This is a genomic window from Bradyrhizobium sp. 23 (assembly GCF_023073295.1).
GTDB lineage: Bacteria > Pseudomonadota > Alphaproteobacteria > Rhizobiales > Xanthobacteraceae > Bradyrhizobium > Bradyrhizobium canariense_D.
The window spans coordinates 374,034-387,803 of the sequence record NZ_JADPJF010000042.1 but is presented as its reverse complement, the minus strand read 5'-3'; the positions used below and the strand labels follow the sequence as shown (position 1 = coordinate 387,803).

At 63.6% G+C, this 13,770-nt stretch carries 9 protein-coding genes and 1 pseudogene; 6 read left to right on the top strand and 4 right to left on the bottom strand.

Going from position 1 to position 13,770, the window contains the following annotated elements:
- The 5 genes from IVB32_RS11635 to IVB32_RS11615 form a co-directional block, all read left to right on the top strand.
- The coding region (locus IVB32_RS11635; protein ID WP_247410391.1) for an outer membrane beta-barrel protein at positions 1-662 on the top strand (662 nt) is incomplete at its 5' end.
- Positions 663-893: 231 nt separating this feature from the next.
- The gene (locus tag IVB32_RS11630) at positions 894-1,583 is read left to right on the top strand and encodes an outer membrane protein (RefSeq protein WP_247410390.1); all 690 of its coding nucleotides are present in this window, start codon (positions 894-896) and stop codon (positions 1,581-1,583) included.
- Between the two features lie 282 nt (positions 1,584-1,865).
- Positions 1,866-4,847, top strand: coding sequence for an excinuclease ABC subunit UvrA (gene uvrA, locus IVB32_RS11625; RefSeq protein ID WP_247369943.1), 2,982 nt, complete (start codon positions 1,866-1,868; stop codon positions 4,845-4,847).
- A gap of 46 nt (positions 4,848-4,893) precedes the next feature.
- Complete coding sequence (locus IVB32_RS11620; RefSeq protein ID WP_026233478.1) at positions 4,894-5,457, top strand: DinB family protein; 564 nt, start codon at positions 4,894-4,896, stop codon at positions 5,455-5,457.
- 18 nt (positions 5,458-5,475) lie between these two features.
- Positions 5,476-6,150: an HAD-IA family hydrolase gene (locus IVB32_RS11615; RefSeq protein WP_085353172.1), complete on the top strand. Its 675-nt coding sequence runs from the start codon at positions 5,476-5,478 to the stop codon at positions 6,148-6,150.
- A gap of 48 nt (positions 6,151-6,198) precedes the next feature.
- Here IVB32_RS11615 and IVB32_RS11610 read toward each other — a convergent pair whose 3' ends face one another.
- Positions 6,199-7,152, bottom strand: coding sequence for a cytochrome D1 domain-containing protein (locus tag IVB32_RS11610; protein ID WP_247369941.1), 954 nt, complete (start codon positions 7,150-7,152; stop codon positions 6,199-6,201).
- A 2-nt stretch (positions 7,153-7,154) separates the two neighbouring features.
- The gene (locus IVB32_RS11605) at positions 7,155-7,736 is read right to left on the bottom strand and encodes an SRPBCC family protein (protein ID WP_018458001.1); all 582 of its coding nucleotides are present in this window, start codon (positions 7,734-7,736) and stop codon (positions 7,155-7,157) included.
- Positions 7,737-8,898: 1,162 nt separating this feature from the next.
- On the opposite strand from IVB32_RS11605, the pseudogene IVB32_RS11600 reads away from it, so the two are divergent.
- Positions 8,899-10,969 (top strand): annotated as a pseudogene (locus IVB32_RS11600) (DUF1217 domain-containing protein).
- Between the two features lie 16 nt (positions 10,970-10,985).
- Here the strand turns inward: IVB32_RS11600 and IVB32_RS11595 are convergent.
- Both IVB32_RS11595 and IVB32_RS11590 read right to left on the bottom strand, forming a co-directional pair.
- Entirely contained in the window at positions 10,986-11,846 is an 861-nt protein-coding gene (locus tag IVB32_RS11595) for a DUF296 domain-containing protein (protein ID WP_247296638.1), read from the bottom strand.
- A 9-nt stretch (positions 11,847-11,855) separates the two neighbouring features.
- Positions 11,856-13,463, bottom strand: a complete 1,608-nt coding sequence (locus IVB32_RS11590) for an acyl-CoA synthetase (protein ID WP_247296636.1) — start codon at positions 13,461-13,463, stop codon at positions 11,856-11,858.
- Positions 13,464-13,770 lie beyond the last annotated feature (307 nt).

The following is a 13,770-nucleotide window of genomic DNA, read 5'->3' as shown; positions in this document are numbered from 1 at the left end:
TCTACGACTGGAGCGGCTTCTACATCGGCATCAACGGCGGCGGTGGCTCCAGCCACAAGTGCTGGGACTTCGTCACGCCCGCGACCGGCGTTCTCGTCGGCGAAGGCTGTCACAATGCAACAGGGGGCACCGTCGGCGGCCAGATCGGCTATCGCTGGCAGTCCGCCAATTGGGTGTTCGGTCTGGAAGGCCAGGGCAACTGGGCTGATTTCCGGGGCGACAACGTGAGCACCCTCTTCCCTGGTACCGCTTTGGTGACGGGTGATCGCAACCGTTCCCGCATCGACGCTTTCGGTCTCATCACCGGTCAGGTCGGTTACGCCTGGAACAACGTGCTGCTTTACGTGAAGGGCGGCGCCGCCGTCGTCGGTGACAAGTACGACATCTACGCTGCTGCGGGTACGCCCGGCGCGGGCGCGCTGCTGGCTTCGGCCCGGGAGACTCGCTGGGGTGGCACGGTCGGGGCCGGTCTGGAATTCGGCTTCGCCCCGAACTGGTCGCTGGGCTTTGAGTACGACCACATCTTCCTTGGCGATCGCACGATCGGCTTCACAACGCCCGCGGGTGCGGTATTCGGCAGCGACCGGATTCGCCAGGACGTAGACATGGGCCTGGTCCGCTTGAACTATCGCTGGGGCGGTCCGGCCATCGCAAGGTACTGATCGCGCTGGACATATCGCACTTCGAAGGCCGGCCTTGCGCCGGCCTTTTGCTGTGCAGTCCTCCGATATTAATCGGTCAATAACCGTTCCGTTTTCCGACCGTTGTTGCTTTTGAGTGACACAACTTGCGGCTTCACTGGTGTAAGTACGGCATCAGTTGGGCAAGTGAGTCCGATGCCCTTCCCTATCTTGGAAGGCACAATCAGAAACTGGGACTGGGATTAGTTGAAAATGAAAAAGGTTTTGTTGGCTTCGGCCTGTTTGTTCGCTCTCGCTGCCCCGGCTTCGGCCGCTGATCTCGCGGCGCGCCCCTACACCAAGGCCCCCGTGGCCATGGCTTCGGTCTACAACTGGACCGGCTTCTACCTCGGTATCGTCGGTGGCGGCGCTTGGGAAAATTCCTCGACCGACCCGAAGATGAAGGGCGGCTTCGTCGGCGGTACTGCCGGCTACAACTGGCAGACCGGCAATGTCGTGCTCGGCGTCGAGGCCGATGGTTCCTGGGCTAATGTCAGCGCGTCGGTCACCGGCCCCGTTGCCGTCTCCGGCTTCGGCCTCGTCAGCACCACCCTCAGCTCCAAAACCGATGCGATGGGAACCGTGCGCGGCCGCATCGGCTACGCCGTCAACAACGTCCTGTTCTACGGCACCGGTGGTTACGCCTGGATCGACAACAAGCTCAGCGTCAGCGCGCTCGGCGTGACCGTTTCCGACAGCAAGTGGCACTCCGGCTGGACCGTCGGTGCGGGCGTCGAAGCGTTCTTCGCTCCGCAGTGGTCGGTCAAGGGCGAGTACCTCTTTCGCAGCCTCGGCGGCGAGACCTACTTCTCGGGCGCCCTGCCCTCCGGCACGCTCGAGTTTCACACCGTGCAGGTCGGCGTGAACTATCACTTCGGGGGCCCGGTGGTCGCCAAGTACTGAGTTCAGTACTTAGCCCCAACGCCATCCGCGTTATGAAAGGCCGGCCTTGTGCCGGCCTTTTTGTTTTGTCGGGCACGTTGCCGCGCAGTTCCACCCTGCTCCTGCCAGATGCCGCCAGTGCGCCAACAATCCGTTGACGATTCGCAAGTCCCACTGGAAATCCGTCTCCGTTCTTCCTACGTTCGCTGACAACCCCATCGGCGCCGATCCCGGTTCCGGGCGAAGCGCGCCTTTTTTGTTGGCGCGATCGCGCGCCTTTGGGATTCCTTGAGGGCAACCCGGATGGATGAAGTGATCAAGGCGAAGCGCCAACAGCAGAACGTGGGATCAAACCTGCGCGCAATTACCATCCGTGGCGCGCGCGAGCACAATCTCAAGAACGTCGATGTCGAGATTCCCCGCGACAAGCTGGTGGTGTTCACGGGGCTGTCGGGCTCCGGCAAATCCTCGCTCGCGTTCGACACCATCTACGCCGAAGGCCAGCGCCGCTACGTCGAATCGCTGTCTGCCTACGCCCGCCAGTTCCTGGAGATGATGCAGAAGCCCGACGTCGACCAGATCGACGGCCTGTCGCCGGCGATCTCGATCGAGCAGAAGACGACGTCGAAGAACCCGCGCTCCACCGTCGGCACAGTGACCGAAATCTACGACTACATGCGCCTGCTGTGGGCGCGCGTCGGCGTGCCCTATTCGCCCGCCACCGGCCTGCCGATCGAGAGCCAGATCGTCTCGCAGATGGTCGATCGCGTGCTGGCGCTGCCCGAGGGCTCGCGCCTCTATCTGCTCGCGCCGGTCGTGCGCGGCCGCAAGGGCGAGTACCGCAAAGAGCTTGCCGAATGGCTCAAGAGGGGCTTTCAGCGCGTCAAGATCGACGGCGCCTTCCACGAGCTCGCCGAAGCCCCTGTTCTCGACAAGAAATTCCCGCACGACATCGACGTCGTCGTCGATCGCATCGTGGTGCGCCCCGACATCGGCCAGCGCCTCGCCGAAAGTTTCGAGACCGCGCTGAAACTTGCCGAGGGCCTCGCCGTCATCGAATTCGCGGATGCGCCGGCTGCGGCAGCACCCGCGGAAGAGAAGAAGAAGACCGCAAAGATCCACGACAAGAGCGGACCCGAGCGCATGCTGTTCTCGGAAAAGTTCGCCTGCCCGGTGTCCGGCTTCACCATCCCCGAGATCGAGCCCCGGCTGTTCTCGTTCAACAACCCCTATGGCGCCTGTCCCGCGTGCGGCGGCCTCGGCGTCGAGCAGCATGTCGACGAAGACCTCGTCATTCCCGACAAGGAGCTCGCCATTGGCAAGGGCGCAATCGCGCCCTGGGCCAAATCCTCGTCGCCCTATTACATTCAGACGCTGACTGCGCTCGGCAAGCACTACAAGTTCACGCTGACCACCAAATGGAAGGATCTGCCCAAGAAGACGCAGAACGCGATCCTCCATGGCTCCGGCGAGGACGAGATCAAGTTCTCCTACGAGGACGGCGTCCGCTCCTACGACACCAAGAAGCCGTTCGAGGGCGTCATCACCAACATCAACCGCCGCTATCGCGAGACCGAGAGCGAGTGGGCGCGTGAGGAGCTGGCGAAGTACTTCCACGACGTGCCCTGCGAGGCGTGCCACGGCTTTCGGCTGAAGCCCGAGGCGCTTTGCGTCAAGATCGGCGGCAAGCATATCGGCGACATCTCCGAGATGTCGGTGAAGGGCGCCGGCGCGTGGTTCGAGACCGTGCCGGAGGCGCTGAACACCCAGCAGAACGAGATCGCCGGCCGCATCCTCAAGGAGATCCGCGAGCGCCTCACCTTCCTGCTCGACGTCGGCCTCAACTACCTCACGCTCTCCCGCTCCTCCGGCACGCTCTCCGGCGGCGAAAGCCAGCGCATCCGGCTGGCTTCGCAGATCGGCTCGGGGCTAACAGGCGTGCTCTACGTGCTCGACGAGCCCTCGATCGGCTTGCACCAGCGCGACAACGCGCGCCTGCTCGACACGCTCAAGAGACTTCGTGACCTCGGCAACACCGTGATCGTGGTCGAGCACGACGAGGACGCGATCCTGCTCGCCGACCACGTGCTCGACATCGGCCCCGGCGCCGGCATGCATGGCGGCAACATCATCGCCGAAGGCACGCCCGCCGAGATCATGCGCAACCCCAACTCGCTGACGGGCAAATATCTCACCGGCGAGCTCGAGGTCGAGGTGCCCGAGCGGCGCCCGCCGAACCATCGCCGCACCATCAAGGTGGTCAACGCGCGCGGCAATAACCTCAAGAACGTTACGGCCGAAATTCCGCTCGGCCTGTTCACCTGCGTCACCGGCGTCTCCGGCGGCGGCAAGTCGACGCTGCTGATCGACACGCTCTACAAGGCGATCGCCCGCAAGCTGAACAATGCCAGCGAAGGCGCCGCGCCGCACGACCGCATCGAGGGCCTCGAGCACATCGACAAGATCATCGACATCGACCAGTCGCCGATCGGTCGCACGCCGCGCTCCAACCCTGCGACCTATACCGGTGCCTTCACGCCGATCCGCGAATGGTTCGCCGGCCTGCCCGAGTCGAAAGCGCGCGGCTACGAGCCCGGCCGGTTCTCCTTCAACGTCAAGGGCGGCCGCTGCGAGGCCTGCCAGGGCGACGGCGTCATCAAGATCGAGATGCACTTCTTGCCCGACGTCTACGTCACCTGCGACGTCTGCAAGGGCAAGCGCTACAACCGCGAGACGCTGGAGGTCCTATTCAAGGGCAAGAGCATCGCCGACGTGCTCGACATGACCGTCGAGGAAGCGGCCGAGTTCTTCAAGGCGGTCCCACGTGTACGCGAGACGTTCCAGACGCTGCATCGCGTCGGCCTCGACTACATCCATGTCGGCCAGCAGGCCACGACGCTCTCGGGCGGCGAAGCCCAGCGCGTCAAGCTCGCAAAAGAGCTGTCAAAGCGCGCCACCGGCCGCACGCTCTACATCCTGGACGAGCCGACCACCGGGTTGCATTTCCACGACGTCAAGAAGCTGTTGGAGGTGCTGCACGAGCTGGTCGCGCAGGGCAACACGGTCGTCGTCATCGAGCACAATCTCGAAGTGATCAAGACCGCCGACTGGGTCATCGACCTCGGCCCCGAAGGCGGCGATGGCGGCGGCGAGATCGTCGCCTGGGGCCCGCCAGAGGACATCGCAAAAGCGCCGCGGAGCTATACGGGGAAGTTCCTGGCGCCGGTGCTGGCGAAGGCTCGGAAGCCGAAGCGGAGACGCGCGGCGAGCGAGGCGGCCGAGTAGGTTACGCCGCGGGAGCGGCCGACACATTGTCTGAGGGAGACTGAGTTTGCCTGCCGGACTTGTGCAAACCTATCGTGCGTTCGCCCACAATAATGCTTGGGCAAACCACCGGCTGCTCACCGCTTGCGCGGCGCTGTCTCAGGCCGACTTCGAAGCCGAGCGGACCGGCTTCTTTCCGAGCCTGCAACGCACGCTGAACCACATCCATGTCATCGACCTCTTCTATGTCGATGCACTGGAGGGCGGATGGTTGGGACCGGCAGCTTGGAAGAACGACGTGCCGCACCTTTCCCTTGCTGCGCTGAAGCCTGCGCAAGCCGCGATCGACAAGCGCTTGATCGCCATGTGCGATGCACTGACGCCCGAGATTCTCAACGGCATTGTGCGGATCAACCGCGACACGCGGGTCCAGGCCGAACGCCGCGACCGACTGCTCATGCATCTGTTCCAGCATCAAATTCATCACCGCGGACAAGCGCACGCCATGCTGTCCGAAACGAGCGTCGCGCCGCCTCAGCTTGACGAGTTCTTCGCCGAGGGAGAGGCGCCGCTCAGGGCCACCGAATTCGACCAACTCGGATGGACCGAGGAAACCGTGTGGAAAGCCTAGCGGTGTAGCTTCGTCTCCATGCCCTACTCCCTCGCCATCTTTGATCTCGACGGCACGCTGGCCGACAGCTTTCCGTGGTTCCTGCGCACCATCAACGACGTCGCCGATCGCTTCGGCTTCCGCCGCGTCGCGGACGAGGATATCGAGGGGCTGCGGCATGCTTCTTCGCGGGAGATTCTGAGCCGGCTCGAGGTGCCGCTGTGGAAGCTGCCGGCGATCGCGCGGCATGCGCGGCGACTGAAGGCGGAGGCTGCAGCGGAGATTTCGCTGTTTGCGGGGGTCGAGACAATGCTGCGGACGCTGGCGGAGAGTGGCGTGCAGCTCGCGATGGTGACGTCGGACAGCGAAGCCAATGCGCGCGAGAAGCTCGGCGATTGCGCGACGCTGTTCGCCCATTTCGATTGCGCGGCCTCGCTTTTCGGCAAGCCCGCGAAGTTCCGACGGGTCATCCGCCGCGCCGGCGTGGAGCCGGGCAAGGTCATCTCGATCGGCGACGAAGTGCGCGACATCGAGGCGGCGCGGACAGTGGGAATTGCCTGCGGAGCGGTGGGCTGGGGTTATGCGGCGCCGGCGGCGCTGCGAGCGATGGCGCCGGATCACATGTTTGATCAGATGGATGAGATTGTATGGACGCTGTGCCCCGGTGCCGTAGCCCGGATGAGCGAAGCGATATCCGGGAACGCCGGTGGATGAGGAGAGCCCCGTCCCGCATGTCGCTCCGCTCACGCGGGCTACACGCCCCTACTCCGTCCTGCGCAAGAATGCCCCAAACGCGCGCGGGCCGTCGCCGGTCTTGACCTCGCCGATCAGCTTCAGCTCGACCGCATCGATGATATCGAGCGTGTTGCTTTCCCAGCAGGCGACGATAATGCGCTTGCCGTCGGCAGCCGCGGCAATGCCTTCGGGATAATCGCCGACATTGATGCGCTTGAGCGGCTTCAAGGTCACCAGATCGAACACGCTGACAGTGCCGCCATACTGATCGGTGACGAAGCCGCGGCCCTGCGCCAGCGCCACCGCATAAGGGCGCATCCCGACCTGCACGCGGCCGGTCTCGGCCCCAGTGGCGATGTCGATCACGGAGACGTCGTTGGAGCCGACATTGGCGGTGTAGGCGCGCTTGCCCTCGGCATCGATGGTGACGCCGAACGGACGGGTGCCGACCTTGATGGTCGTCGTGCGCTGGCGCGTCGCGGTGTCGACCACCGACACACTGTCGTCGTCGCGGTCGGCCGAGAGCAGCAGCTTGCCATCCGGCGTTACCGCGAGCCCCGATGGCGAGGCGCCGACCGCAATGCTGGCCGTGACGCTGCGCGAGGCCGCGTCGATCACCCGCACCGCCGCCGCATACCAGTCCGCGACATAGACGGTGCGGCCATCCGGCGCGACGGCAATGCCGAGCGGCCCGCCGCCGACCTCGATCCGCGCCGCAACCTGCCGCGTTGCTGCGTCCACCACCGTCACGGCTTTGGCATCCGGGCTCGTGACATAGGCAAAACGTCCGTCCGCGCTGACGGCGACGCCGGCCGGCTTGCCGCCGATCGGGATGGTCGCGACGCTGCGCGCCGTGGCGAGGTCCACGACCATCAGATCGTCGCTGAGCTGGTTGGTGACGAATGCCTCTTCGGCGAACACATGCGCGATGCCGGCCAGGCAAAAGCTGGCGGCGAGCGCCGCCAGGACCAGCGCCCGCACCGTCAGCTTCCGCTCTCGATCTTCTTCTTGAGTGCCTCGAGGCCCGCCTGGTACAGCCCCTTCACCGCCTTGACCGCGGCCTCGTCACTCAGCTCCGGCGGCGGCTCGTTGTTGGGAAAGCCACGATAGAACGCGCCGGCCCATTCCAGCGTCGAGCCCTTGCCGTCAGCGCTCGGCGTCACCGTCAATGTCGAGGAATAATTGGTGACCGGCAGCACCTTCACGTCCACATTGGTGATCCGGTAGGAATAGCTCATCGCGGCGGCGTCAAACTTGTAGAGCTCCTCGTCGACGGTCGCGCCTCCCGTCAGCGTCAGCTTCCGCGTCGCGCCGATCTCGTTGCCCTTCTCGCCCTCGGTCTTGGTGACAGGTGGCAGCCAGCTCATGTCCTGGAAATTGCCCATTGCGGCCCACACCTTGGCCGGGGCGGCGTTGATCTCGATGGATTCGCGCACCTTCTGACGGGTCGGCCCGTGGGCCCAGGCCGATGTCGAAACCGGGCCAAACGCCGCCGTCAAAGCCACCGCGCCCGCGGCAATCAGCACCGCGGCCAGGACCGTGCGCCGTCCAATCGTCACCCTCATCTCGTTTCCTCATAAGTGTCGTTGATCATGCGCGACTTGAAGCGCGCTGGAATCATGGTAGCGCATTTTGCGGCCGCGGGGAGACCCGTTCGTGGCCGCGTTGCGGCGGGGCCCGCGCGCCCCACAACCCCTTGCCGCCCCGGCGGGCAAAACACCAATAAGCGGGTCAATCACGGCGCTTAAAAATATTTCCCTTTATCCGCATTTCGGATTATCATATAAAGAGCCATCCCAACCCGGCCGAGGGGCGGATCGCGATCGTCACGAACGCGGGATGGGACGTGGTGGACGTGGGCCACACCGGCGCGAAGGCTTCGCAGGGCGGGCAACCGTGAGCGAAAGTGTCGCGCACACGACCGGTGCAGCCTGCGTACGGCAAAATCGTGTGGTCCTGGCGCCCGGGGTCTGTGCGCCAAGTCTTGCGGTGATGCGTGCGGGCCGACCGGGCCGCAGCGTCAGCCATCCGCAAGGCGACGGGGGCAATAGTGCATCGCTCCCCGGGGAGATCACGACATAAGCCGTAAAACCACTGCGCAGGGAAGGCCGTGTGTTGGGCTTCACCTGTATGCCGCTGTGCAGCCTCTCGTAGCGCAACCTTCGCACAGTGGACCGTGGGTGCCAGCCGGCACCCGGCCTTCCCTGCGCCCTCGGCATTTTGGGGGCAAAGAATGCCGCAAAGCTCGGGCCGCACAGGCCGCGAGAATGCGAAACCGCGCGTATCACGTGAATAGCAATGCCAGATGACTTCGGGCTCTCGTGCCCCGGACGCGGCGCAGCGCCCCTTCGGCGATGCGCCGCAGAGCCGTGACCCATCCTGCGGCAGAATGCACGGCTTCTGGATCCCGGCTCAACGCCACACCGCCGTAAGCGCGTTTACGCGCGTCTTCGACGCGCTATGGCGCTGCGTCGCGTTCGGGACGAGAGCCATTCCGATCGATCTCTTGATCGGGACATATCCGGAACGCAACCCTCACGAAAGCTGTATCTGAGAAACATGCAGCAACAAAACCCGATATGCCTCGCGAGGGCAAACTTGAATCTGGGATCGCGGTCCGAAATGGCCTTGGAGAACCTGGCTCTGAGACAGTTTGCCGGCATGAGGCCAGCCCCACCTCGCGACCCCGCAATGATTGACGGACGTCCGGGACCGTAGGAGTGCGCGATGGTATCAACGTATTTCAGTTACAGCTACATCACGCGCAATCTCAAGCAGTCCCTGACGCGGGTCGAACAGCAACAGGACGTAGCGCGAGAGGCCGCCTATTACAAAGCCCACATCGGCAAGGTGAAGTCCGTCGACGACTTCATGAAAGACTATCGCCTTTATCATTATGCAACGAAGGCGTATGGCCTGGAAGACATGGCCTACGCCAAGGCCTTCATGAAAAAGGTGCTGGAGAGCGACCTCTCCGACGCAAACAGCTTTGTCAACCAGCTGGTCGACAAGCGTTACCGTGAGTTCGCCGCCGCGTTTTCCTTCAATGGCAGTGCCACGCCGGTGGCGCAATCGGAGAACCAGACCGACGAGATGATTGGTCTGTACACGGCGACCAGGAAAAGCCAGGTCGATGCACTTGCCGGCGATTCGAATTACTACAGCGCCGAAATCGGTAACATCAGCAGTGCAGACCAGCTCCTGAACAACGACCGTCTTCGCAACTATGTCTATTCGGCGTACGGGATCGATCAAAGCAAGTGGTCGCGTGACACCATAAGCCAGGTCTTGCGCAGCGATCCATCCGATCCCAACAGCTACGTCAACACCACTTTCGCTTCTCAGCTAAGTGGCCTCAACGCCGACCTTGCTCAGGCCCGATCGGATGTCACCGCGGCCAATTCAAGGATCGCCGACTACACCGCCCAACTATCGCAACCGGGCGCGAACGTGGCCCAGTTGAACGTCCAGATTCTGGGAAAAGCATCATTTGGAGTCATATGCGAGCAGCATTTCCAGCCTTAGCGAGCAGATAGGGACGATTGGCGGGTTCGTCGACCTGGCCGGTGCGTTCGAGTTTTCCTCCGACGGGTCGCTTCCGTCAGGTGTGTCGGCGCAGACTGCTGCAAATGTCACGATCACGAAACAGAAGTTCGACGACAGCAAGTCCGCCGTCTATTCGGCGGCGAGCCCGTTGAACGAAGCTTTTGCAATCAGGCAATTTAGAACTGCCATCCTCAAGATCAATTCAGTCCAGGCGTTCGTATCGACACCGGGCGTGTATGAATTTGCGCTGGGAGCTGTCGGCCTCGAGCCCGCGAACGTCTCGCCGGCGACTGTCAAGGCCGTGCTCGAAAGCGACATCAACGACCCCAAAAGCTACGTCTATACCCTCAAGGACAATCGATATTTGGAGCTGGCACGCGCCTTCAACTTCGACGCAAAAGGCAATCTGACCACCCCCTTGGTGGCTCAGGACTCGGCTGAAGTCCTCCAGATCGCCAAGGACTACGTCATTGGAGCGGTGAAGAGCGCCAGCACGGCGACTCCCCAGCAGCAGGCCGCAGTTCGGGCACAGGCCACGAAGGATGCGTCGGAATATCAGCAGGCCATCGCCGGCATCGGCAGTGTTTCCGATCTTCTCGCAAACAGGCCGATGGTCGATTTCATTCTCTTGGCCAAGGGTCTGGATCCCAGGAAGGTCAGCACCGAATTTCTCAAGAAGATCTTCAGCTCCGACCTGAACGATCCAAAGAGCTTCGCGAACACCGAGAGCGATCCTCGCTTTGCCGAAATCGTGGCATCGTTCAATTTCGACAGTAAAGGCAACGTCGCGCGTCTTCCGATGATGGGTCCGCAAAAGCGGGATCAGTTTCGGGAAACACAAGCGAACTATGTCGAGCAAAGCCTGGAGCAGCAGCAGGGCGATGCCAATCCCGGCGTGCGCCTTGCGCTCTATTTCCAGCGAAAGGCGGGGGACATCACGTCCGCATACGACATCCTTGCCGACAAGGCTCTTTCGGAGGTGTTCAGGACCACTTTCGATTTGCCTGACTCGATGGCGGCGATGCCGATCGATCAGCAGGCCAAGTTCGTAGACAGATTCATGAAGATCAAGGATCTGTCCGATCCCGCGAAGGTGACAAAGCTGTTGAGCCGTTTCTCCGCCATGTATGACATCAGAAACAGCCAGAGCACCGGCCAGGGTCAATCCCCCCTGCTCAACCTGTTTCAGGGATCCAGTTCGGGGATCAGTGACTCCACATACTTGGCCATCGCCAAGCTGCGCACCCGCTGATGATCGCTCGCCGATACTAGCCCAACACCTCGAGCACCAGCTCCATGGTCATCAGCACGGGATTGTCGCCACGAATCAGACGGCCCTCCGCTATGCCGCCAGTGTAGTCGATCAGGGCGACATCGAGTGCGGCTTCGAGGGCGCCGGAGGAGCCGGCCGCAATCGCGCCGCCGGTTACCGCAAGCTCGGTCGCGAAGGGCTCGGTCACGCCGCCATGGGTGAAGCGCGCCCCAATGGTCGAGCCGACACCGCCATGGATCCTCGCGCGCGCGATGCCGTGCGCGCGGCAGAAGTCTTCGAGACAGCCCGCGAAATCCTGATTGGGGCGCAGCCGCAGCGCGAAAGCGCGGCTGGTCGTGCGTGCGCCGGTGCTCGCAGCCGCCACGGGCCCGAACAGCTTGAAATTGGTCTCGGGATCTGGCTCTGCGGCGAACATCGCACCATCGATGCCGAAGGCCTCGACCTCGAACGGCTCGGCGACATCGGTCACGTCCGGCAGCATGTGGCCACCACCGGCGCGGCCATCAGCCTCCGTCCACAGCCCATGGCAATGAAAGAACGGGGCGCCATCGCGCATGCCCAGCGTCATGCTGCCGAGCCTGGTGCGCGTCACGCCGCTTGGCCGGAATGTGTCGCTATAAAACGCGGCGTTCTCGCTGGTCTTCGACAGCGCCGGCATGACATAGCCGAACGGCCCGAGCGCGCCGCGCCCGAAGCTGAGCACGCCGCCGGCGAATCCCTCCGCGGCGAAACCGCGGCGCGCCGCCTCCAGCAGCGGCAGACCTGCTTGAAGCGTGAAGGAGAAAGCGCGTCCCCTCGCCTCCGCCCATTGGATGCGCTCGGCGACCGGCGCGCCGGGCTGCTTGATGCTGCGCATGACCTTCGCTCAGCCCGCCCGTGTCTTGTCGAGATCGAGCAGCCCGCGCGCCTCGAGCTCGTCGCGAACCATCCGTTTGGGAACCTTGCCGTAGCCGGATTTCGGCAAGGCCTCCCAAAAGAAGAACCGCTTCGGCATCTTGTAGCGGGGGACCTTGGGGCCGAGGAATGCCGCCATCTCCGCTTCGCTCACCGGCTTCGCGCCTTCGCGGGCGACGCAGACGGCAACGCCGACCTCGCCCCAGGTCGCATCGGATACGCCGAGCACCGCGACCTCGCCGACGCAAGGATGGGTCAGAATCTTCTCCTCGATTTCGCGCGGATAGATGTTGGAGCCGCCGGAGATGTACATGTCGGAGGCTCGTCCCGTGATGTAGACGAACCCCTCCTCGTCCATGTGGCCGAGATCGCCAGTGCGGAACCAGCCGTTGCGGAAAGCCTTCGCATTGGCTTCGGGATTGTCATAGTAGCCGGCCAGCACCGCGGGGCCGATTACGCAGATCTCGCCGCTCTGGTTGGCGCCGAGTTCACGGCCCTCGTCGTCCTGGATCGAGACCTGCATGCCGGTACGCTCGAAGCCACAGGTGCCGATCTTCGCGTGCGGCCCGTCCTCGGGGTCATGCAGCGCAGCCGGCAGCACGGTGATGTTGCCGGTCACCTCGCCGAGGCCGAAATACTGCACGATCACCTTGCCGAGCTTCCTCAGCGCAGCCTTCTGGTCCTCGCGATACATCGGCGCACCCGCATAGATCACATGGCGCAGCGAGGAATGATCGTATTTGTCGGCGGCGGGATGCTCGACCATCATCTTCAGAATGGTCGGCACCACGAAGAGATTGCTGACGCGATGCGCCTCGATCAGGCGGAACGCCTCGTCAATGTCGAATTTCTCCGTCGGCAGCAGCACGGTGCACACGCCGCGCGCGGTCTGCACCAGCTGATGCACGCCGGCGCCATGCGACAGCGGCGCCACCACCAGCGAGGCATCTGCTTCGGTGACGCCGGGCGTAAGATCGGCGAGATGGTTGGTGACGACAAAACCCATCTGACCGTGGGTGAGCACCGCAGCCTTGGAGCGGCCGGTGGTGCCCGATGTAAAGAAGAACCAGCAGGGATCGTCGTGCTCGACTGCGACGTTCTCGACCACCGTGCCGGCGCGCGACGCGACGGCATCCGCAACCGACGTCTCGGCAAACGGCGCCCGACCGTCGATGCTCCAGGTGAATTCCAGCGCGCCACCGCTTACGGCCGCGGCGTGCTCGGGAAAATCGACATGGCACAGAAACGCCTTCGCGCCGGAGGCCTGCGCGAGATAGGCGACCTCGTCCGGCATCAGGCGGAAATTGGTGGGTACCCAGACCGCGCCAAGCCGAAACGCGGCGAACATCGAAAAGAACATCTCGTCGCCGTTCTTGGAATGGACGAGGATGCGGTCGCCCTTCGCGATGCCCCGCGCCGCGAGAGCGGCTGCCAGCGCCGAGACCTGCGCGTCGATCTCGCGCCATGTCCAGGATCTGTCGCCCCAGACGAAACCGGGACGCGCCCCATGCCGCCGCGCGTTCTGGGTCAGCATGTGAGCGAGATTCATGACGCGGCGGGACATGCGCAGGGGCTGCATCGGGCTTCCTCTTCGGCGGCGGACGGCACGCGAGCCGCCCGCTCATTACGCCCATTTATCGCCATCGCCAGGACCCCTGCAAGGTTGCCGGGCGCAGCGCAGCCCATCCAACCGTTCAGGAAATTTTAAACATGATCGGCGCAACCTCGTTCAGTTCTCGCGTAAAGAGTGCCGCATCATGGTCAAAGCGCCCGCCCTCCTCATGTTATCGCTGGCGCTTGCCGGATGTGCCGTGGGCCCACAAGCGCACCTCGCCTCCGATCCCGCCTTCAAGCCCGCGCGCTATGCCTGGGACGGCGCCGGCGAA

Coding starts and splice junctions, on each gene's coding strand:
- IVB32_RS11630 (WP_247410390.1), top strand. CDS start 894: ATGAAAAAGGTTTTGTTGGCTTCGGCCTGTTTGTTCGCTCTCGCTGCC.
- uvrA (WP_247369943.1), top strand. CDS start 1,866: ATGGATGAAGTGATCAAGGCGAAGCGCCAACAGCAGAACGTGGGATCA.
- IVB32_RS11615 (WP_085353172.1), top strand. CDS start 5,476: ATGCCCTACTCCCTCGCCATCTTTGATCTCGACGGCACGCTGGCCGAC.
- IVB32_RS11605 (WP_018458001.1), bottom strand. CDS start 7,736: ATGAGGGTGACGATTGGACGGCGCACGGTCCTGGCCGCGGTGCTGATT.
- IVB32_RS11595 (WP_247296638.1), bottom strand. CDS start 11,846: ATGCGCAGCATCAAGCAGCCCGGCGCGCCGGTCGCCGAGCGCATCCAA.
- IVB32_RS11590 (WP_247296636.1), bottom strand. CDS start 13,463: ATGCAGCCCCTGCGCATGTCCCGCCGCGTCATGAATCTCGCTCACATG.